At 37.0% G+C, this 21021-nt stretch carries 22 protein-coding genes; 19 read left to right on the top strand and 3 right to left on the bottom strand.

What is annotated here, in order from left to right; genetic code table 11:
• The first annotated feature begins 1 nt into the window (after position 1).
• The 9 genes from recD (at position 2) to H4J39_RS08025 (ending at position 9519) form a co-directional block, all read left to right on the top strand.
• On the top strand, positions 2-1960 hold the full coding sequence (gene recD / locus H4J39_RS08065) for an exodeoxyribonuclease V subunit alpha (protein ID WP_182227223.1): 1959 nt from the start codon (positions 2-4) through the stop codon (positions 1958-1960).
• Positions 1961-2040: 80 nt separating this feature from the next.
• Positions 2041-2595 carry a DUF3087 family protein gene (locus H4J39_RS08060; RefSeq protein ID WP_182227221.1) on the top strand — a complete coding sequence of 185 codons (555 nt, stop codon included), beginning with the start codon at positions 2041-2043 and terminating at the stop codon, positions 2593-2595.
• 39 nt (positions 2596-2634) lie between these two features.
• Complete coding sequence (locus H4J39_RS08055) at positions 2635-3018, top strand: VOC family protein (protein WP_182227219.1); 384 nt, start codon at positions 2635-2637, stop codon at positions 3016-3018.
• A 10-nt stretch (positions 3019-3028) separates the two neighbouring features.
• Entirely contained in the window at positions 3029-3301 is a 273-nt protein-coding gene (locus tag H4J39_RS08050; RefSeq protein WP_182224420.1) for a DUF5062 family protein, read from the top strand.
• 69 nt (positions 3302-3370) lie between these two features.
• Complete coding sequence (locus H4J39_RS08045) at positions 3371-3529, top strand: DUF2986 domain-containing protein (protein WP_182227217.1); 159 nt, start codon at positions 3371-3373, stop codon at positions 3527-3529.
• A 21-nt stretch (positions 3530-3550) separates the two neighbouring features.
• Entirely contained in the window at positions 3551-4399 is an 849-nt protein-coding gene (locus H4J39_RS08040; RefSeq protein WP_182227215.1) for a hypothetical protein, read from the top strand.
• A 169-nt stretch (positions 4400-4568) separates the two neighbouring features.
• On the top strand, positions 4569-4982 hold the full coding sequence (locus H4J39_RS08035) for a CBS domain-containing protein (protein WP_182227213.1): 414 nt from the start codon (positions 4569-4571) through the stop codon (positions 4980-4982).
• A gap of 106 nt (positions 4983-5088) precedes the next feature.
• A complete protein-coding gene (gene hrpA, locus H4J39_RS08030; RefSeq protein ID WP_220462160.1) occupies positions 5089-9117 on the top strand; it encodes an ATP-dependent RNA helicase HrpA in 4029 nt (1342 codons plus the stop codon).
• 102 nt (positions 9118-9219) lie between these two features.
• Complete coding sequence (locus H4J39_RS08025; protein ID WP_182227211.1) at positions 9220-9519, top strand: PilZ domain-containing protein; 300 nt, start codon at positions 9220-9222, stop codon at positions 9517-9519.
• Positions 9520-9590: 71 nt separating this feature from the next.
• Here H4J39_RS08025 and H4J39_RS08020 read toward each other — a convergent pair whose 3' ends face one another.
• Positions 9591-10781: a class I SAM-dependent methyltransferase gene (locus tag H4J39_RS08020; RefSeq protein ID WP_182227210.1), complete on the bottom strand. Its 1191-nt coding sequence runs from the start codon at positions 10779-10781 to the stop codon at positions 9591-9593.
• Positions 10782-10893: 112 nt separating this feature from the next.
• Here H4J39_RS08020 and H4J39_RS08015 point away from each other — a divergent pair, with 112 nt between their 5' ends.
• Both H4J39_RS08015 and H4J39_RS08010 read left to right on the top strand, forming a co-directional pair.
• Positions 10894-11163 carry an acylphosphatase gene (locus H4J39_RS08015; protein ID WP_182227208.1) on the top strand — a complete coding sequence of 90 codons (270 nt, stop codon included), beginning with the start codon at positions 10894-10896 and terminating at the stop codon, positions 11161-11163.
• 42 nt (positions 11164-11205) lie between these two features.
• Positions 11206-12174 (top strand): NAD(P)H-quinone oxidoreductase, encoded by a 969-nt coding sequence (locus H4J39_RS08010; RefSeq protein WP_182227206.1) that lies wholly within the window; start codon positions 11206-11208, stop codon positions 12172-12174.
• Between the two features lie 31 nt (positions 12175-12205).
• Here the strand turns inward: H4J39_RS08010 and H4J39_RS08005 are convergent, their stop codons facing one another.
• On the bottom strand, positions 12206-12958 hold the full coding sequence (locus tag H4J39_RS08005; RefSeq protein WP_182227204.1) for a PEP-CTERM sorting domain-containing protein: 753 nt from the start codon (positions 12956-12958) through the stop codon (positions 12206-12208).
• Between the two features lie 358 nt (positions 12959-13316).
• Here H4J39_RS08005 and prsT point away from each other — a divergent pair, with 358 nt between their 5' ends.
• Positions 13317-16100 (top strand): XrtA/PEP-CTERM system TPR-repeat protein PrsT, encoded by a 2784-nt coding sequence (prsT, locus tag H4J39_RS08000; RefSeq protein WP_182227202.1) that lies wholly within the window; start codon positions 13317-13319, stop codon positions 16098-16100.
• A 16-nt stretch (positions 16101-16116) separates the two neighbouring features.
• Here prsT and H4J39_RS07995 read toward each other — a convergent pair whose 3' ends face one another.
• Positions 16117-16995 carry an integron integrase gene (locus H4J39_RS07995; RefSeq protein ID WP_310649731.1) on the bottom strand — a complete coding sequence of 293 codons (879 nt, stop codon included), beginning with the start codon at positions 16993-16995 and terminating at the stop codon, positions 16117-16119.
• Positions 16996-17328: 333 nt separating this feature from the next.
• Here H4J39_RS07995 and H4J39_RS07990 point away from each other — a divergent pair, with 333 nt between their 5' ends.
• From H4J39_RS07990 to H4J39_RS07960, 7 genes are all read left to right on the top strand, one after another.
• Entirely contained in the window at positions 17329-17646 is a 318-nt protein-coding gene (locus tag H4J39_RS07990) for a hypothetical protein (protein ID WP_182227200.1), read from the top strand.
• A gap of 111 nt (positions 17647-17757) precedes the next feature.
• Entirely contained in the window at positions 17758-17979 is a 222-nt protein-coding gene (locus H4J39_RS07985; protein WP_182223112.1) for a hypothetical protein, read from the top strand.
• 101 nt (positions 17980-18080) lie between these two features.
• A complete protein-coding gene (locus H4J39_RS07980) occupies positions 18081-18584 on the top strand; it encodes a hypothetical protein (RefSeq protein ID WP_182227198.1) in 504 nt (167 codons plus the stop codon).
• Between the two features lie 160 nt (positions 18585-18744).
• Positions 18745-18951, top strand: a complete 207-nt coding sequence (locus tag H4J39_RS07975) for a hypothetical protein (RefSeq protein WP_182227196.1) — start codon at positions 18745-18747, stop codon at positions 18949-18951.
• Between the two features lie 211 nt (positions 18952-19162).
• Positions 19163-19504 (top strand): hypothetical protein, encoded by a 342-nt coding sequence (locus tag H4J39_RS07970; protein ID WP_182227195.1) that lies wholly within the window; start codon positions 19163-19165, stop codon positions 19502-19504.
• A 103-nt stretch (positions 19505-19607) separates the two neighbouring features.
• On the top strand, positions 19608-19994 hold the full coding sequence (locus tag H4J39_RS07965) for a hypothetical protein (protein WP_182227193.1): 387 nt from the start codon (positions 19608-19610) through the stop codon (positions 19992-19994).
• A gap of 467 nt (positions 19995-20461) precedes the next feature.
• Positions 20462-20803, top strand: coding sequence for a DUF2147 domain-containing protein (locus tag H4J39_RS07960; protein WP_182176838.1), 342 nt, complete (start codon positions 20462-20464; stop codon positions 20801-20803).
• Positions 20804-21021 lie beyond the last annotated feature (218 nt).

Below are 21021 nucleotides of genomic sequence, written 5' to 3'. Positions count from 1 at the left end.
AATGACCGCGCTATATAAGCAATTTCATTATGCTCAAGAGCAACTTAATAACATTGAAGCGGTTGACTACTTTTTTGCGAAAGAAATTCAACAAAGTCTTGCTAAAAACGATACAAATAATAATCAACAAATTTTTCATTTGCTTATCGCGCTCAGTGAAAGCCTTAGAGCAGGACATAGCTGTTTGCCTATCGCCACTCTGGCTAATACATGCTTTGGCTATAGCTGCGATAAACAAGGCATTGTTACCCATCATGGTTTTACTTTTGACAATGCACCCGATTTGGTTGCGTTATGCCAGAAATTGTCTATGACTGCCCAGGACAATCAAGCGATTGTTTTTCATGATAATAAGTTGTATTTACGTCGTTATTATCACTTTGAACAAGCACTATTACAGTTTATTTCAGCTAAAAGTGCCCAACAGAACGATGTAAACCTACAAGCATTTGACTCAGCTGACATTAAAAATTGCTTAGCGGTATTATTTCCAGCAGAAATGTCAGAGCAGAGTAACGATGAAATAGACTGGCAAAAAGTAGCTGTGGCCAATGCGATTAACAAAAAATTCAGCATTATCGCGGGCGGTCCGGGCACTGGAAAAACCTATACGGTGACCAAGTTGTTAGCTGCTTTGGTGATGTTAAATTCATCTGAACAGTTAACGCCAAATAAGCATGTTAATAAAGAGATAAAAATAGCTTTAGTTGCACCAACCGGAAAGGCAGCCCAACGTTTGTCAGAGTCAGTCACTAATGCTTTGCATGGTTTTAAAGGTCAAATTAGCGAGCAGGTTTTAGCTAAAATTCCCCATGAGGCACAAACACTCCATCGTCTTTTAGGTGTTATTCCCAATAGTGTTAATTTTCGTCACCACCAAGACAATTTACTTAATATTGATGTACTGTTGATTGATGAGGTTTCAATGGTCGACTTAGCCTTAATGGTCCGTGTTTTTAGAGCACTGCCAAATCACTGCCAAGTGATACTTTTAGGTGATGCAGACCAATTGCCATCGGTTGCTGCAGGCAGTGTGCTTAATGATTTAGCCCCTAAGCCACACCGAGGTTATAGTCGCGAAAATCAACAGTATTTATCAGAAACTACCGACTTCCCCAACTTACCCCAGTGGAAAAAATCGCCTAAATCCTTAGCCGTAACGTTGCCCGCTGACCACGTGGTGTTTCTTGAAAAAAGTAGACGCTTTGATGGTGAAGGAGGTATAGGAAAAATAGCGGGGCATGTTATTAATGGCCGTTTTAACGAAAGTTGGCAGTTATTAAATGAACCGTTATTAGTCGGTGATGATAACGAAAGCACGTTTCAACACCAGAGAACTTTACGCTTGCTTGCCGGTAAACCGAGCGAATGGTTGGCTGACTTAGTACAACGTTATTATGTTCCTATTTTCGCACAAAAAACGGTCTCAGCAGCTTTTAAACAATTACAACAGTTTCGTATTTTATGCGCGACTCGTGTTGGTGAACAAGGGGTTGAGTCGTTAAACGAGCAAGTACAGCATATATTAGTTAAACACGGGCATATAAACGCATTTGACACCCGTTATTGCGGTCAACCCATTATGATAAATGTTAATAATTATGCCCTAGGTTTATATAATGGCGATATTGGCTTATTGTGGAAAAATGACGCAGGGCATTTAATGGCTGTTTTTGAACAAGCCAACAATGAATATAAATGGGTTAATCCGGCACGTTTACCCCAACATGAAACCGTTTATGCCATGACTATTCATAAAACACAAGGCAGTGAATTTGAACATGTGGTAATGGTATTACCAGAGCAAACAGACAATAAACTGCTTTCAAGAGAATTAATGTATACCGCGATCACCCGCGCTAAGCAAAAGCTTAGTGTCGCCGCCTTAGCGAATGTTTGGCGACAGGGAGTTACCACAAAAACGATTCGCTATTCAGGTGTCGACCTTTATAAAAAATAAAGCGATGGAAAGCGGTTTCCTCAGAGAAATTACGTTAGAATGTCGCTTGAATTTTAGTGACCCCATTAATAAGTGGTAGCATGACGTTAAAAGACATAAATAAAAAAACGTATCGTAGCAAGCTTAATCAAGTGATTGTTGGCTTCATTATTACCTTAGCGATATTAGCCATTGCCTTTGGTGCAATATTGATTGCAATATTCGCGGATCCATTAGCCCTTGATACGCTCGCTAACGCCACGACAGCTTCAGCTGAACAAGGGAGTAATTTTCGCTATAACTTTTTAGGCGTTATTTTGGCATTACTGGCGTGTGCAGCGATATTACAACAATTAAAAAACACACCATTTTTTAATGAAATTTATTATGTTTGGCAACTCAAGCAAATTCAAAATATTATTTATCGCCGCTTAAAAAAGATTAAGCAAGCGAGTGTTAACGGTGATGAAAAAGCGTTAATTGTTTTAAAGTTTTATTATGCGAGTTTAAAGCAGCTTTATAACCTAGACGACAATACCCTTACCATGTCGTCGTTAGAGGCTGATATTGTTCTTCTTGACCAGTTAATTATTGAACATGGCAAAGAAATTAGTACCGAGCAGTTTACGAAGGTGTTACTTTCAAGCTATAAATAATAAAACGTTAACTTAACATTTTTAACAAAGGGAATTATTATGATTGGTTACGTCACCTTAGGAACAAATGATTTAGCAAAAGCTGTGACATTTTATGATGAGCTGTTCGCTTCAATTGGCGCAGGGCGCTTTTTAGAAACCGACCAGTTTGTCGCTTGGACTACCGCGCCAGAGCAAGCAGGGCTATGCGTCACTAAACCTTTTAATGAACAGCCAGCAACGGTTGGCAATGGTGTGATGGTCGCAATCGTTTTAGATTCAACAGACAAGGTTGATGCTTTTTATACAAAAGCGCTTGAACTTGGAGCCACGTGTGAAGGCAAACCCGGACCTCGCGGTCTTGATGGTTTTTACGCTGGATATTTTCGCGACCTTGATGGCAATAAGTTAAATGCCTTTTACTTTGATATGAAGTCACAATAAAAGAAGTCCCATGAAAAAAACTAAAAAAATGAAAAATGAAACCGCTTTATTAAAAAAAGCGATTGAAGTTGGTGAAAAATATGCAATGAACCGTGGTTATAACGGTTTCTCTGCAACGAATGCTTCAAAAGATAAAGTTGAAAGCTTGTACCGTTTATTAGTTAACGACAAACTTATTCAAGCATCACCTGCCGACGGTGAAGATTTACAAAGTATGAAACACCGATTAGCGATGTGGATAGCAAAGCAGTTACCTGAAGACCATCCGTTACTTAAACCATAAAGACCTTGTTTGTCTGTAGGTCATTATTCACTTAGTTAGCTATTTATAAATTAAAATGTAGAAAGTAAAATGAATCGTAAGAAAAAAATCAACGCCACATTAAAAAGTAAGCAAAAAAAAGCGAATGCTAAATTGCACACCAGTAATAAGCCTCGTTATATTTCAAAAGCTGAACGAGCACTTCTTGAAGAAAAAGAAGTGTCTGCTCAGGTAACCGATGCCCAGTAACGCAGTGAGTCATTATTTGTTATGTTAGCCAAATTATTAGCTCTCACTAAACCGTCTAGCAAACTTGAAATAAGCGATGTTATTGATGCAGATAGTCATCAATGGATCCTCGATACCTTTTCTTGGGCGCTTAGCCATTTTGATGTGTTAGAATTTAAAAATAACAGTAAGCTTGTGCTCCCTAATAATCAATTTTATCAGGGCAGTGTCAGCAGTGTGCATGAAATGGCGCTGAGTATTTTTAAGCAAACAACCCAATATGCTGGCATGCAAGAGTGGCCTATCCTTTTGGTTACTCCAGAGCGATTTTTTGCTGGCAGTCAACAAATAATCATTCCACCGTTTAACATGGTTGACCATTGCCGAGGTGATAACACACCTTTTGCCAAATTGAACGATGAGGATAGCGAAAAGCTGCAACAACAGCCAATCATGCTTTCTTATCGCGCAAACCAAGTCAACCAACCGCAAGACCTTATTTCTTCTATTGTGCAGAATCTTGCCAATATACTGATTGTTCAACAACGAAGTTTACCTCCGGGCGGAGAAGAATACATTCCACAAGCGGTTGATATTATCGCTTGTTTTATGGGGTTTGGCGTTATATTTAGCAACACCGCTTATCAATTTAAAGGGGGCTGTGGTTCGTGTAATAACCCTAATGCTAATCGCCAATCCGCATTACCAGAAAATGAAACATTGCATGCTTTAGCGTTATTTTGTTTATTAAAAGCGATAAAGCCTAAAGTGGTTAAACCTCACCTAAAATCACATTTACGTAAACAATTTTCGCTTTCATACCATGCATTATCAAACACCTTAAAAAATTCTGCCGATCCCGTTTTACTGTCTCTACTTAACGCACGATAGAATCTTTAATAAAGCCTGATAAACCAGGCTATTTACTTCGTATTGTCTATAAAATAAGCACTCAATCATTAAATGATTTATTTTTACTAAATTCATGATTTATTGAATAAAAGCGACTACAGTTATTTTTATCGCATTGCATTTAAATTTTAATTATTGAGGGGCGTTTATGGAAAGCATACAGGTGAAAGATTATATGAACCATTATCCCGTTACGTTTACTGCTGAAATGGTGGTGGAAGAGGCTGCATTGCGCTTTTTAAAAACAAAGCAAATAGGTGGTCCAGTGATCGATGGTAAAAACCGTGTTATTGGTTTTCTCTCTGAAAGTGATGTTTTAGCAACAATGCTACAGACGATTTATCATAATGAACATGTGAGTGATGTTGCTGCGTTAATGCGCAAAGAAGTATTATCAGTTAAACCCTCTGACAGTGTCATAGAACTTGCGCAAAGCATGTTACAGAATAAACCTAAAGTTTATCCAGTGTTAGACGAAGATGGTATTTTACTGGGTACTATATGTCGTAATGATGTTCTATACGGTATTGATCAATATACTCGAAGTACCTTTAAACCTTAGTCAGCTGAGTTAATTTTATACTGTCTATTTGTACCACTTGATTGAAGTGGTACAGACTTAATAAAGCTGGTAAAATTCCCTTTTGCCTTTTTTGTTTGAGTTCATCTTGTCTTCTGAAAAATCTATCACTACCTCACCTGAGTCTCAGCCCAATCAAGCTATTAATATTGATAAGCTTTTTAGCCGCCTTCAATTGTGTCTAAAGTCTGACCAATTTCGTTTCAAAAAACGTTTGATGTCGAGTAAAAAAGCCACTGATTATGAGAAGCAGCAAAAAACACTTAAGCAAATTTCCGCCCATATTGACGAGTCGATTCAGAAAAAGCAGCTTAAAATTCAAAGTGTGCCTAAAATAACCTATCCAGAAAGTTTACCGGTTTCACAAAATGCTGATCTTATTGCCAAGACCATTATGGAAAACCAAGTGGTTATTATCGCGGGTGAAACGGGCTCGGGTAAAACCACACAAATTCCGAAGATATGTCTGGCTTTAGGGCGTGGTATTGACGGAATGATTGGGCACACTCAGCCTCGTCGTATTGCTGCCCGCACCGTTGCAACGCGTATTGCGGATGAGTTATCGACTAAGTTAGGCGACGCAGTCGGTTATAAAGTTCGTTTTAATGATTTAGTCAGCGATAAAAGCTATATCAAATTAATGACTGACGGTATTTTACTGGCTGAAATGCAGCATGACCGTTTACTGAGAAAATATGATACGTTAATTATTGATGAAGCCCACGAACGCAGTTTAAATATAGATTTTTTACTGGGTTACTTGCGAGAAATATTACCGAAACGCCCTGATTTAAAAATCATTATTACCTCGGCAACTATCGACCCTGAAAGATTTTCAAAGCATTTTGCTTCAGCCTCAGGAAAGCCTGCGCCTATTATTGAAGTATCAGGGCGTACCTTTCCCGTTGAAATACTTTATCGTCCGCTTAATGCTGATAATAATGATGAAACGGAAGAAGTGAGCAGCAATGATATCATCAGTGGTATTTTGCAAGCTGTTGACGAGCTGGGTCATATTAGCCAGGGCGATATTCTTATTTTTCTCAACGGTGAGCGCGAAATACGTGACGCAGCTTTAGCATTAGAAAAAGCGAATTTACGTCATACTCAAGTGCTGCCTCTGTATTCACGATTAACAGTGCAAGAGCAAAATAGAATATTTCAACCTCACAGTGGACGTAATATTGTGCTTGCCACTAACGTTGCTGAAACCAGCTTAACGGTACCTGGTATTAAATACGTTATTGATCCCGGTACTGCGCGTATTTCTCGTTATAGTTACCGCACTAAAGTACAGCGACTGCCTATTGAAGCTATATCACAAGCTAGTGCTAATCAAAGAGCAGGGCGTTGTGGCCGTGTTTCTGCTGGTGTTTGTTTACGTTTATACAGTGAAGATGATTTTCTGGGGCGTCCTGAGTTTACCGACCCAGAAATATTACGTACCAACCTAGCCACCGTTATCTTACAAATGCTGGCGCTTGATTTAGGTGAAATAAGCGACTTTCCCTTTGTACAACCACCAGACAACCGCAATATTAATGACGGTGTTTCTTTACTGGAAGAATTAGCCGCGATTGAGAAACAACCAAATAAAATTGTCTTAACTAAAGCGGGGCGCATGTTAGCAAAGTTTCCAACAGACCCACGCTTATCAAAAATGATTTTATCAGCGATTGATTTAGGCTGTATCGAGCAAATATTTATTATTGTCAGTGCGGTCAGTATTCAAGACCCACGTGAACGTCCACATGAAAAGCAACAAGCGGCCGACGAAAAGCATAATCGCTTTAAAGACAAAGAATCTGACTTTATTAGTTTACTTAATTTGTGGCATTACATTGAACAGCAGCAAAAAGCTCTGACCAATAACCAATTTCGAAATATGTGTAAAAAAGAGTTTTTAGCTTATATGCGTATTCGTGAATGGCAAGATATTTTTAGTCAGCTCAAATATTCATTGCGTGATTTAAGTATTCCAATGAGTCGTATTGAATATACGCCACCGTCACTTGATGCGAATAACAATGATGCGGGTAAAAACAAAGCGCCCACAGAAAATAATAATAATGACATTCTTCATCAAGCGATACTCTCTGGCTTGCTTAGCCATTTAGGACAACTTGACGAAAATAGAGAATATAAAGGCGCGCGTAATAGCCGATTCTTTATTTTTCCGGGATCGGGTGTGGCGAAGAAGTCGCCTAAGTGGATCATGGCAACAGAGTTGGTTGAAACAAGCCGATTATTTGCGCGCATGGTGGCAAAAATAGAACCACAGTGGATAGAGCCATTAGCGACACATTTAATTAAGCGAAATTATAGCGAGCCGCATTGGGAGAAAAAGCAGGGCGCGGTAATGGCTTACGAGAACGTTATTTTATATGGTTTAACCATCGTAGCAAAAAGAAAAATAAACTTTAACCATATTGAGCCACATACCTGTCGAGAAATTTTTATCCGTGAAGCCTTGGTTAATGGTGATAGCACAATAAATGAAAAATTCTATCAACAAAACCATCAATTAGTTGCCAGTATTGAAAAGCTAGAGCAAAAAGCACGTCGCAAAGACTTTTTAGTAGATGAAGAGCGCTTGGTTGAATTTTATGATGAAAAACTCCCTGAAACCATTGTTTGTCAACGTAGCTTTTTGTCTTGGTGGAAAAAATCTAAACAAAGCGATCCTCAACGTCTGAGTTTTACAGAAGCCTTCTTACTAAACGAAACCTCTAAAACATTATCTGCTAATGATTATCCTGATGTTTGGCAACAAGGTAATTTGACGTTGCCGCTCAGTTATCATTTTACCCCAGGTGATATTGACGACGGCATTAGTTTGCATATTCCTGTTGGAATTTTGAATCAGATTGAAGACCGTGATTTTGATTGGTTAATTCCAGCACTACGTTTAGAACTTATTATTGCGTTGATCAAAGGTTTACCAAAATCATTACGCCGAAATTTTGTGCCTGCACCTAATTACGCCGAAGCTTGTTTATCAGCCATTAGTGAGTTTAATGGAAAACTAACCGATGCTATTGAAAAACATTTATTAAGAATGACCGGTGTACGTTTACCCGAAGATATTTGGCAAGATGTTGAATTGCCTATTCACTTAACGATGAACTTTAAAGTGATTGACGAAAAAGGGCAGCTTATTAATCAGAGCCGCAACCTAGAGCAGTTAAAAGCATCTTTACAAGGAAAAGTAAAAGCATCGATTAAAAAAGTGGCGGATAAAGGAATAGAGCGAGCACAAATTACCACTTGGGATTTCAAAGATATCCCCAAAGGCTATGAGAAAAATATTGCCAATATTACCATTAAAGCCTTTCCTGCTTTGGTTGATAAAAATAAAACGGTAGCTATTGAGCTATTTGAGCAAGAAAGTTTAGCTGAGCAAGCGATGATCAATGGTGTAAGTCGTTTAATTTTATTAAACATACCTTCTCCGGTGAAATATCTACAACAAAAATTGCCTAATAAAGCGAAGCTAAGTTTATATTTCAATCCGTTTGGTTCAATACCTGATTTATTAGACGATTGTATTGTCGCCGCATGTCAGCACTTGGTTAAAGAGCATGGCGAAATTCCGCGTAACCAAAATGACTTTGAAAAAGCAAAAGACCATGTCCGCGCCGAATTGGCTGACTGTGTGCTCGCATCTGCTTTAAAAGTAGAAAAAGTATTAACGTTAACCCATGAAATAGGTAAAAAATTAAAGGGTCGAATGTCTTTAGAGGTTATTCAAGCACAAGCCGACATCAAAGAACAACTGAGTTTACTGGTGTTCAAAGGTTTTGTGACCGCCTCTGGCCATCAACGATTAGATGATATTGCTCGTTACTTACAAGCGATGTTAAGACGCATGGAAAAGCTGCCTGTTGATCCACACCAAGACCGATTAAAAATGCTAGAGGTTGCGAAAGTGAATGATGTTTATCTCGCGTTACTTGCTAAACAAAATAAAAGTAAACCGGTTGCGGAGGAAATTTTAGCCGTTCGTTGGATGATGGAAGAATTTCGTGTCTCGGTATTTGCGCAAAACTTAAAAACAGCTTATCCGGTTTCAGCAAAGCGAATTTTAAATCATTTGAAAGAAATTTCAGCAAATTAAGCGGGTTTTATCGACAATTTTAACATTGAAAATTTGACAGTAAACACGGCAATGGGTATAAAAGAGTCAGTAAATAAATTCAAATAACAATAGGGAGTAGTAATGGTTAACTTTGATGATAAACGAGACTTCTATCGGATGATGTTAAATAGTGATGTAACAGTAACCATTATCGATGATGAAGCGAATAGCCAAATATTGGCGACTTGTCGTGATTTAAGTGCTACTGGCATGGCCATTGAGATGACACACCCATTAGAGTTGAATACCCATGTTAAAGTTAGCGTGCGCTCTGCGAGTAGTAATGTTCAACCGCTTGAAGTTTTGGGAAAAATAGTACGAGTCACCGAGGAAGGTGATGAGTGCTTTTTAATTGGAATTAATATTGCTGAAATAGATTAGCAATTAGCGGTGTATAATCAAAAAAACGAGCGTAATTCGCTCGTTTTTTAGTTGTTTTTTATTTCGAAAAGTTAACTGACTTGGCAAACTAAGCCTTTCAAATAATAGCCTTCTGGATAATTACTTGAAATAGGATGATCGCCTGCTTGCTGCAAGCGTTCTACAAAGTGCACTTCACGGCGCGCATCAAGCGCAGCGTCAGCAACCACCTTTTGAAATAGACTTGCCTCCATTAAACCTGAACACGAAAAGGTCAGTAGTATGCCATTTGGTTTGAGCAACTGCATCGCTAACATGTTGATGTCTTTATAACCACGACAAGCACCCGTTAATTGCGCTTTAGATTCAACAAACTTTGGTGGGTCTAAAATGATCATATCAAACTGACGTTTTTCTTCACGGTATTGTCTGAGTAACTTAAATACATCCGCTTTAACAAAAGAAACATTCTTATCCTGAAGATTATTAAGCACAATGTTTTCTTGGGCTAAATCGAGTGCTGATTGAGAAACATCAACGTTAATAACCTCTTTGGCATCATTTGCTGCACAATGTAAGGCAAATGTACCCGTATAAGAAAAACAATTAAGCACTGATTTATTCTTAGCATACCGACCGGCAGTTACTCGCGAGTCACGTTGATCTAAATAAAAACCTGTTTTATGACCCTTGGCAATATCAACATTAATTGACAAGCCATGCTCTTTAATAATGCATGCTGTTGAGTCAAGGGGTTCAGTTAACCAGCCTGTAACGGGCTCTAAACCTTCTTTTTTACGTACATCAACATCAGAACGTTCATAGATACTACATTCAGGGTAAAGCTCTTTAATGACTTCAACGAGGGTGTAACGTTGAAAGTCAGCACCTGCACTGAGTAATTGGCAAACAATTAAGTTGTCGTATTTATCAATAGTAATACCGGGTAAACCATCAGATTCACCGGCAATTAAGCGGTAACCGGTTAAGCCACCTTGTTCAATAAACCATTCACGTCTAGATTGAGCGCTTAATAATTTATTACGAAAAAATTCACTGTCAATTTCTTCGCTTTCATTAAAGCTCCACACTCTGACGCGAATTTGCGATTCTGGTGAATAGGCACCGCGAGCAAGCCATTTTTCCCGGTGATCAAAAACATCTACGGTATCGCCCAACATCGGGTTTCCTTTGATTTTATTGATCGCTTGAGAAAATATCCAAGGATGTTTTCGTAATAAAGACTTCTCTCGGCTTACTTTTAAATAAATTCTTGCTGACATGTGACTATACTTAATAAATTGGAAAATGAAATTGCGCAGAGTGTAGTCAATGCAAAGCTCTGGCGCAATCTTCAAATTAAGTTATTTCAGTCTACGTTAAGGAACAGCAAGTATGAATGTAAGTTATATCGCTCATGTTAGTGGAAAAGTTCAGGGTGTTTATTTTAGAGCGTCTAGCCAACAAGTGGCTATTGATCATGGTTTAAGTGGCTATGCAAAAAATTTAGATGACGGAGATGTAGAAATTTTAATGAGTGGTGAAGAAAAAGATGTCGATAAAATGTTAGCATGGCTATCTCATGGACCGCCAGAAGCTGAAGTCGCGAGTCTAGAAAAAAAACAGGTAAAATGGCAACCACATCACTTTTTTGCGATTAGTTAGCGAATAGCAAACGTAAAAGCGCTTAACAACGTAGAGGTTTATTTGAAGTATATTTCTGTTACCCACGAACAACAGCTCGTATTTGCTGAAACGATATTACCTGAAGTTTTTGCAGATGAATGTTTAATTAAAGTAAAAGCAATCGGTGTAAACCGTGCAGATATTTTACAGCGACAAGGAAAGTACCCAGCGCCTAAAGGTGAGTCATCTATTTTAGGTCTTGAGGTTTGTGGTGAAATTGTTATTTGTGGCAGTGGCGTGCATCAATGGAAAGTGAATGACAACGTATTCGGTTTGGTTGCTGGTGGTGGTTATGCAGAATATGTTGTTATAAAGTCTAGCCAGTTATTTTATCTACCTGCTACCTTTACTTTTGAACAAGGTGCGGCTTGCGCAGAAACGTTTCTAACAGCCTACCAAAGTCTATTCTCAATTGCTCAGTTACAACCTAAACAATCAGTGTTGATACATGCTGGTGCCAGTGGTGTTGGCTGTGCTGCTATTCAACTTGCCAAAGCGAGTGACTGTTTCGTTGTTGTTACTGCAGGTAGTGAAGAAAAGTGTCAAGCGTGCTTAACATTGGGTGCTGATATTGCCATTAATTATCATCAAACAGCTTTTGAGCAATGGCAAAAAGAGTACGTTCATGATGGTTTTAACGTGATTGTAGATTTGGTGGGAGGTGACTATTTGCAAAAAAATATACAGGTTGCAGCAATTGACGGACAGATTGTTTTATTATCAATTATACGGGGCCGCTACTGTGAAAAAGTTGATATGGGTATGATGCTCTCCAAGCGAATTAAATTGAGTGCTTCAACCTTAAGAAATAGAGATTATGATTATAAGGCTGAGTTAGTTGTTAAGTTTAAAGAAGACTTTGGTGAGTTATTCAGTGCAGGACAGTTATTGCCAGTTATTGATACTTGTTACCAATGGCAAAATGCCGATAAAGCCCATCAACAGATGTTGGAGAATGGGAATATCGGCAAGTTAGTACTAACAGTTTAGTTTTTCAGCTTAGCTTTTTACTCAAAGCACTTTATTTTTTAATGCGCATCGCTTGTTTACGGCGAACACCTAAGCCAATAATACCTAAGGCAAAAATGGCTAAAGTAGTAGGCTCTGGTACTACAATGCCTGGATTTGGCGGAGTATCACAATCAGGTCCGGTACATAAACCACCGAAGAATGTGAGGTGAGATAAGCTGCCGTTAGGAGAGACCCATTGACCATTTGTAACCGATACCGCTAAATTCATACAATCAAAGTTTAGATTATCAATTGATGAAGCGTTATTACCCGCAATACAAAAATCATCAGTGGTGTCGGCTGTATCTTCAATGACCCAAAATAAGCGAAAACCATTACTAGATTTTGCGGTCCAAAAGCGAATGTCAGGGTAAGTGTGAACGTCTTCGTTATATGTCCAGGTTCCCGTTGGATTATTAGCAACGTTGTCTGTAAAGACCCAGTCTGATTTAACCACGTTATAGGTGCTACTGGCTGTAAACCCTGAGTTTGCTAAATTAGGACCATCAGTATCGAATTTAGCGATGGTATCCGATAAATATTGTTTAGTGCCATTACTGTCTTCAACAAAAATCTTACAATTATCAAAGCCAGACTTACCATCATAAAAGTATTGGTTATTCTTACCGCCGCCACAATCATTGAAACCGGAAATTAATGCTGATACTTGTGTATAACTAGCAAAACTATTAAATGAAACCATCGCTATCGATGATAAAACTAACAATGTTGTAATATATTTTTTGAGAGCATTAGAATTCATGCGAAATATCCATAAAATTAGATTGACGTGCTATTTATATGAGTTGTTATTGCAAAATTCACGCCATTTAAAATTATTTCATATTATACAATAGCTAAGGTGAGTACTTTTACTAACAACAACATTATTATTCAATAGTTGTAAAGTAACCTGACACAAAGTAAAGGATAAACAGTATGTTGATGACGCTATCAATGTAAACAGAATGATTTTTAATGTAATGAATCTGTTGTTTTGTAATAAATTGGGGTTAATTGTTGAAATATCAATAGATATAAAACACTATCTATACTGTTTATAAATTTCCGAGAAATTAATGTTTCATAAAATGCCAATGACCAAAATATATGTTTTTTTAATGTTGACTGTTCTAAGTCAATTGGTGCATGCCAGTGAACTTGAACAAGCTAATATTGCGTTTAAAGCAAATAATTATAATGAAGCCCTCATACATCTTAAAAACTTAACCCAAAAAGATCCCAATAATTTAGCGGCAAGACTACTTATGGCTGACGTACTTATAGGTTCTTCTAAAGGTGCAGCTGCTGAAGTTGAGCTAAACCTTGCTAAACAACTCGGTGCAGACAAAAATATAACCCTATTATTATTTGCTGAAGCTTACTTACTTCAAGGCAAGTATAGTGAGGTTATCGACCATTTAGATGAATCTGTAAAAGATGAGATGCTGGCGGCTAAAATTTATGTATTAAAAGGGCACGCGCAGCTGGGGTTACGCCAGTTGAAATTATCGGCTGCAAGTTACGAACAAGCATTATCTTTAAATGCAAATAATGTTGATGCAACATTAGGTTTAGCCCAAGTCGCCTTAAATTACTATCAGTTCGATGAAGCACTGGTTCATGTAAATGAGGTACTGAAGGGGTATTACCCTCCAGTAAAAGCTTGGGTATTAAAAGCGAGTATTCACCAAAATATGGCGGAATTTGAGCCCGCGGTAAAAGCGATTAATAGAGCACTGATTGAAAACCCTAGGTACATACAAGCTTTAGTTATACGTGCGAGCCTATTACTTGAATTGCGCGATTATGCTAATGCTCAACTTGATGTTGATACTATTTTAAAACTTTCCCCAAATGAACCTAAAGCACAGTTTTTAGCGGCATTGATAGCGTCAAATAAAAATAATAATATAGACCGTAAGCAGCGACTTTCAAAGCTGAGTGAGACGCTTTCACGGTTAGACAACGATACTTTAACAAGCAACCCAAGTTATTATTATTTGGCGGGTGTTGTTGCCTTTGGACAGGGAAGTTATTCCGCTGCCGAACAATACATCAAAAACTATTTAGAAATTGATCGTTTAAATATTAAAGCAATGACATTTTTAGCCACTATTCATATGGCGATGAATAATTATTCTTCAGCGCATTCCATTTTAAATAAAGCAAATTTACAAGATCAAAACAATCCGAAAGTTCTTTCTCTGCTCGGTTTAGTGAGTACTGAGCTTGAACAATTTGATAAAGCAAAATATTATTTTGAAAACGTTGTTAATTTATTACCTGATTCTTCAATTGCTTCTCAGCAACTCGCTAAAAACAGTATAAATATGGGGCAGTATCAACAAGCCATTGATACATTATTAACGATAAATGCTTCAGCGCAATACCAGTCAACAATTAGTTTTTTACTTGTCCAAGCCTATGTAAAGTCTGGTCAAATCACTAAAGCTTTATCACTTGCTGAAAAGTTGGTACAAGTTGAGCCCAATAATAAAGAATTCATTCATCACTTAGGTTTTATTTATCAAATAGCTGCAAAGTATCCAGAGGCAAAGCAGGCGTTTGAAAAAGCTCTGCTCATTGATAGTACACATACTAAATCAATTGTGAGCCTTGCAGAAACAATGCAGGCGATGGGTGAGACTCAAGAATCTTTTGATATTTTAGAGCAGGCGTTACTGATACAAGCAAATAATAGTCAACTTATTAATGCTTTAGGGAAAAGCTATGTGAGAAATCGCCAATATAAGCAATCAGTTATATGGTTTGAAAGAGCTTATCAGTTAGATAATAATATAGTGTTGCTTAAGCAGTTGTCTTTTAGCTACATGGCTGCAGGAAAGGCAATTGAAGCGATTGAAATTATAGAAAGCTACTTAATCAATAATGAAAAAACAGCTGATTTATATATCTTACTCTCCCAATATTACCAACATCAGAAAAATATAGATAAAGCGCTACAGAGTTTTAATAGCGCCTTAAGACTTGAAGGTGATAAAGGTGAAATATATTACTTGATGGCTCAATTTTATCAAAGGCAAAACAAGCAGAATGATGCTATTGAAATGTATAAAAAGTCTGCGGTTTGGTCTGAGAACAAAGAATTACCCCTTGTTGCGGTAAGCCAATTACTAAATCAACAGAGGAATCCTCTCGAAGCCATTAATGTAGTTGGACAGTTTTTAGAAGAAGAGGATTATTCAATAGAATTAACTCTCGTTGTAGCAAACGCCTATTATTTGTCAGGTCAATATAACAAGGCAGAGAGAAGCTATAAGAAGTTATTGCCGATAGTTCAAACGACAGAAAAATTTCGTGACAATACTATTGTTGGATTAAGTCTAGTTTACCAAGCAAAGAAGCAAAAAAGTAGAGCGATTGACCTACTTGTTAATGCCGTAGAGCAATACCCTGATAGTTTCTTAATCAACACTTCACTTGCTGAAATACATATAAATGAAAGTGAATGGAAACTCGCCTATGCTATTTATCTTAAACTATTAAATAAACATTCTCAGCAAGCTGTTTTACTTAATAATGCTGCGTTTGTAGCTTCAAAACTATCACGTTTTGAAGAGGCAAAAATGCATGGTTTAGCATCTCTGAAAATTATAAATAATCACCCTGACTCTCTTGATACCTTAGGTTGGATTTATTATCAAACACAAGAATTTGATAAAGCATTGCCTTTATTTAGGCAAGCGCTTGCACTAGATTACTCTAAAGTTGAAATTAAATATCATTTAGCGTTAACCCTCAAAGCTCTTAATCGAGAAAAAGAGGCTTTTAATACCTTATTAGAAGTGGTTAATAGTAAACGTGATTTTCCAGAGAAAAATGAAGCTCAACAATTGTTAAAATTATGGGCTGAGGCTTTACGTACTGATAATGATATTTAAATATCATTATCATGTTCTAAAGCAAGTCAGATAAAGGACTTCTAACGCCATTAGCCCCGTGCTCAAGTACATGGGTGTATATTTGTGTTGTGCGCAGATCACTATGACCGAGTTGCTCTTGAACTGTTCTTATATCTGCGCCACGTTGTAACAAATGAGTGGCGAAGGAATGCCGTAAAGTATGACATGTTATTCTTTTATCTAATTTTAATTGATCTCCCGCTTTCTTTACTGATTTTTGAATACTACTCTCATTTAAATGGTTACGTCTAAGGCTGTTTGAATTTGGGTCAATACTTAAACGTGTAGAAGGAAATAAATATTGCCATTTTAATTCTTTTGCTGCTGATGGGTATTTACGACTAAGTGCATTAGGTACCCAAACACCTTTATATTCAATGTTTTGTAAATCTATATTATGATATTTTTTCACACTGTTAATTTGCAGGTAAAGTTCAGGTATAAGCTCTGTTGCTAGGGTTACTCTTCGGTGCTTATTTCCTTTACCATTCCAAACAGCAATACAGTGATAGTCAAAATCGATATCTTGAACTCTGAGGCGAATAGCCTCCATAAGCCTTAAACCACTGCCATATAAAATGCTTACTAATAAATGATGCTGTGGTGGAACTTGAGACAATAATTTCATTACCTCTGTAGGTGTAAGTACATCGGGTAATTTTCTAGACCGTCGACTTAAGTTAAAGTTTAGCTTTAAACTTAATTCGTTTTTTAAAACTTCTTTGTATAAAAAAGCTAAAGCGTTAAGTGCTAGTGACTGTGTTGCAGATGAGACATTTTGTTGATTAACCAAATAACTTAAGAACCTTTCTACTTCAAAATCGCCCATTAGAGCGGGATGCGTTTTATTTGAATAGTTGATAAAGTATTTTATCTAATGGATATAAGTTTCTATTGTTCTTTTCGCATATCGTAAGTTTCGCATATGCTCGATAACACTCATTAAAAAAGGCGATTTTGCTTCCATAATATCAAATCCGTGTACTGTGCTTATATACAGCTTAGGCTGTGTTCAGTTCTTTTGCCAATAAAACGATAATTTCTTTGTTGACCATTGGAAATATTTAAAAACAAAAAAATGGTATTGTTGTTATTAGGTTATAAAATATGATAATAATAACCCCACTATAAGAGGAATGAGAGGGAGCGGACAATGCTTACTTATTCTTCCTAATAAACTGTTAGGTATACAACCAAAGGGGTAGGTTTGAATTATTTAAATTGGATGAAAAAAACATTTCCTGAGCTAACTGAAACTCCAGAAGAGACCTTTCAATCTTATATACAGAAAGCAGAATCTGATACCGAAATTTTAAGATTATGTATTATGTATGCTGGAACTCTTATTTTTTTCATTCCGTTTAGCTTGTACCAAGCTATAACGGAAGTACCGTTTTACCTTGATCCATGGTATTGGTTATTGCCAATAGCTTTTTTTAAAGTCGGCGGTTTTATTTATCTTTATTGTGAACAAAAATTAATTAAAAACCGCCTGAAAAAAATAGTTCAGTTAAAGTATACCTAACAAGGCACTCAAGAGGGAAAATTTACAGTTGGCTGTTTTCACTCCGTATCAACATTTTAGCCAACTGCAAATTTCCCCTTAGTGGGGCGTTATGTGCACTATGAAGTTTAAATGGAATTACGGATGTCTAATAAAAACAAAATGACTGATGCTCAATTCTCTTTGATGATCTCTTTAATTTCGCAATACACGGAATCAGAAATGGATCAATTTGAGCTTTGGAAATTTAAAAGTAAATTTGGGGAAACGTTCGTAAATATTTCTTTATCACCATTAGGTGATGGTTCAGCATATACTGATGTATCGAACGCTATAAAGCCAAATCCTAAATAGACGGCACATAACAAGTTACTCAAACGGACGCTAAACAGTTGGCTAGCTTCGTTCCTCGCAATTTTAGCCAACAATTTATCGCCGCTTAGTAAGGCGTTAGGGTGTCAATGTTACGTAAGTTCTCTATTCACATAATAGCTTTGAGTTTTTGCTCACTGACGCCAACGTTATTGGTTGTTGCATATTTCATAATTGGTGCATTTTTTACTTCATCATTAGATTCAGTTGGTCAGCAGCTTCTTAGTATGTCTATGTTTATTACATTTGTTGCAGCAGGCCACGCTGTTATTTTGGGTTTGCCAACTTCTATTATAGTTAAATGTTATATGGGTTTTACCTACAAAGTAGCTGCTCTGTGCGGTTTTCTGGTTGGGGTTCTTCCTATAGCCATATTCACTTGGCCCTTGCAATATGGTTTAGATTCATCTTCAACAATAAATGGTGTCCAAACGTTGGTTAATGGAATACCTACAATGGCAGGTTGGTTATCTTACATTCAAGGTGCTGTAATCTTTGGTTTTCTTGGTTTAGTAAGTGCATTGGTGTATAACTATTTAATAATTGTGCAAGAACACCCTAACAAGCAAATCAACAAGGACACGTAACAGTTGGCTACGTTTCGCTTCGCTACACAATTTTAGCCAACCATTACTTAGCCTGTTATTTGGGCGTTAGCTTTCTTTGTTGCTATGGTCACTTATCGAGGAATATATGGTTATATTTATCACATCAAAATCTGCTTATTCTGAGATGAAAAGTTTAATTTTGAGTAAAGAGCATCCTATTTGGCTAACTTGTAATGTCCTTACGGATAAAGAATATGAAGCGTTGTGGAAAAGTGGAGTCAATGCATCAGTTTTAGATTATGAAGTAGATACTGAAAACAATGACGATATGGATTGTGCTATGTCTACAATAAAAGAACACCATTTTGGTCAAAATATTTGGGTTCAAATAAATAACGAAAGCTAACAAGAAATTCAACAAGGACAAAAAACAGTTGGCTTTTTGTTCACTACGTTCACTTATTTTAGCCAACAATTTTTTGCCTGTTAATTAGGCGTTATATGCCAGGGAACTCGCGTTGATTGAACATTCAAATTTAACTAAATTACTTGCATACACTTGTGCGATTATCCTAACCCCTATATTTATAGGCGGATCGTTTGGATATCCGTACATTATGATTACTAATGATGTAAGTTATGAATTAGGCCCTTTATTGCTACTGATTGTGATTTGTATAGGGCTGGCATTTTATTGTCTGAGGGTTTTCTATTTATTGATGCGTTTTTTAACCACTCTCAACCATAAAGTAGAGTACGACGATATTGGAATCACATTATATCAAAGCTCTCAGACATCAAAATTAACTTGGGATAAATTGGCTAAGTCTAAAGGTTATAAAGACTGCCAAATATTTTGTTTAATAGATGAGTCAGGTAATCACTTAATGTCTATTTGGGAGTTAGCGAACAATTACAGTGACTTTCGCGAGAGAGTGGCTGAAAAACTTGGCATATAACAAGCCATTCAAGCAGGACAAATAACAGTTGGCTATTTGCTCCTTCGTCGCTTATTTTAGCCAACTATCATTTGCCTCTTAATGAGACGTTAGGTGTTTTCAGATGGTTCCGTTTAGCGATATCCTATTTAAGCAACAAGCATATTGGATTTCTGAATTACAAGTGGATACATTAGTGCCATCTGTATTTTTACAGTTAATCTGTAATCCTGAAACTAACGATAAGGAATGCGACGTCATTTTTAAGTCCGTATCAGATGTTAATATCAACTATTACGGTGATTCTGATGAAACTAAAGAAGAGTATCTATGCACGTTAATCGATGTCTCGGATAATATAAAAGATGGCAAACACTACTATTTAATACTTACTGATACTATCGAGCTTTCGTTCTGTACACCTGAAACGCCAATTATTTATTGGCAAAATCCTGATAAACCATATCAGACATGGGAATCAGAGAAGGTAGTGTGGAATAAAATCACCTAACAAGCCATTCAAGCAGGACTTTTAACAGTTGGCTAGGTTCCGCTTCGCTTCACATTTTAGCCAACAATTAAAAGCCTCTTAATGGGGCGTTAGGTGGCACCACTTTTCTGTTTTAATGGTTAACCAACTTATGTGTTTATATACTTAGTTTGGTGGTAATTCTGTTTCGTGGGTTTTCGCCAAAGCATTTATAAAATGTCGCGAATCATTGTCGAGAGTCCAGCAATAACATTTGTGTTGTGCGCTAAAACTCCTTTTGTGTCATGGCTCAAAATAATGTTTTGGCATTTAGCCGTGGTGCGGTTATATTAACTTTCGAAGTTTGCTTTAACTATTTGGTTTCATATTAAATTTAACCTAACAAGCAATTCAAACGGACAAAAAACAGTTGGCTGTTTTCATTTCGTTCAACATTTTAGCCAACTAATTTTTGCCGCTTAATATGGGCGTTATATGCAAAGGATGTTATGCAGTCATTCAAATACTTAATCTCAGCTCTAGTAATTTCATCTTCTAGCAGTTTTGCTCAAGATACCAAATGTGAAATATCAGGAACTTGGAAACATGCAGATAAAAATGCTTGGCTAGAAATTAATTTAACGACTAAAACGGTTAACGTTAAATCTCACTTAGATAATCCGAAAGCTAACGGCCTTACTGTAATAAAAAACTTAAAGCCAAATTGGTCAGGCCAAATGTATAATGCAAGCACTGGTGGTTATGTTCCTGTTCGTCTAACTTTTAATAGTTGTGAGCAGCTTAAAGTAACTGATAATGGCGTAAATATTCTTACGTTAAACCGAGAGTAATTGCATATAACAAGCCACTCAAGCAGGACAAATAACAGTTGGCTTTGTTCGCTTCGCTCTCTATTATAGCCAACTATTATTTGCCTCTTAGTGGGGCGTTAGGTGTAATCGCCACTTCGTTTTAATTGTTTAAAGCATTTGCCAATTTAATCTAGCGTTTGTGTTTTCTAAATATGGTTTTGGAGTGTTTCGCCAAGCTCTACGTCATTTACGCCAAT

Source organism: Colwellia sp. Bg11-12 (assembly GCF_014076955.1).
In the GTDB taxonomy this organism is placed as follows: Bacteria; Pseudomonadota; Gammaproteobacteria; order Enterobacterales; family Alteromonadaceae; genus Colwellia_A.
This window is presented reverse-complemented; position numbering and strand designations above follow the sequence as displayed.

Bases quoted from the DNA above. Each gene is read 5' to 3' on its own strand.
- H4J39_RS07970 (WP_182227195.1), top strand. From the start codon at position 19,163: ATGATTACTAATGATGTAAGTTATGAATTAGGCCCTTTATTGCTACTG.
- H4J39_RS08050 (WP_182224420.1), top strand. From the start codon at position 3,029: ATGAAAAAAACTAAAAAAATGAAAAATGAAACCGCTTTATTAAAAAAA.
- H4J39_RS08015 (WP_182227208.1), top strand. From the start codon at position 10,894: ATGAATGTAAGTTATATCGCTCATGTTAGTGGAAAAGTTCAGGGTGTT.
- H4J39_RS07985 (WP_182223112.1), top strand. From the start codon at position 17,758: ATGGAATTACGGATGTCTAATAAAAACAAAATGACTGATGCTCAATTC.
- H4J39_RS08020 (WP_182227210.1), bottom strand. From the start codon at position 10,781: ATGTCAGCAAGAATTTATTTAAAAGTAAGCCGAGAGAAGTCTTTATTA.
- H4J39_RS07965 (WP_182227193.1), top strand. From the start codon at position 19,608: ATGGTTCCGTTTAGCGATATCCTATTTAAGCAACAAGCATATTGGATT.
- prsT (WP_182227202.1), top strand. From the start codon at position 13,317: ATGTTGACTGTTCTAAGTCAATTGGTGCATGCCAGTGAACTTGAACAA.
- H4J39_RS08005 (WP_182227204.1), bottom strand. From the start codon at position 12,958: ATGAATTCTAATGCTCTCAAAAAATATATTACAACATTGTTAGTTTTA.
- H4J39_RS08060 (WP_182227221.1), top strand. From the start codon at position 2,041: ATGACGTTAAAAGACATAAATAAAAAAACGTATCGTAGCAAGCTTAAT.
- H4J39_RS08040 (WP_182227215.1), top strand. From the start codon at position 3,551: ATGTTAGCCAAATTATTAGCTCTCACTAAACCGTCTAGCAAACTTGAA.
- H4J39_RS07960 (WP_182176838.1), top strand. From the start codon at position 20,462: ATGCAGTCATTCAAATACTTAATCTCAGCTCTAGTAATTTCATCTTCT.
- H4J39_RS08055 (WP_182227219.1), top strand. From the start codon at position 2,635: ATGATTGGTTACGTCACCTTAGGAACAAATGATTTAGCAAAAGCTGTG.
- H4J39_RS08035 (WP_182227213.1), top strand. From the start codon at position 4,569: ATGGAAAGCATACAGGTGAAAGATTATATGAACCATTATCCCGTTACG.
- H4J39_RS08025 (WP_182227211.1), top strand. From the start codon at position 9,220: ATGGTTAACTTTGATGATAAACGAGACTTCTATCGGATGATGTTAAAT.
- H4J39_RS08045 (WP_182227217.1), top strand. From the start codon at position 3,371: ATGAATCGTAAGAAAAAAATCAACGCCACATTAAAAAGTAAGCAAAAA.
- recD (WP_182227223.1), top strand. From the start codon at position 2: ATGACCGCGCTATATAAGCAATTTCATTATGCTCAAGAGCAACTTAAT.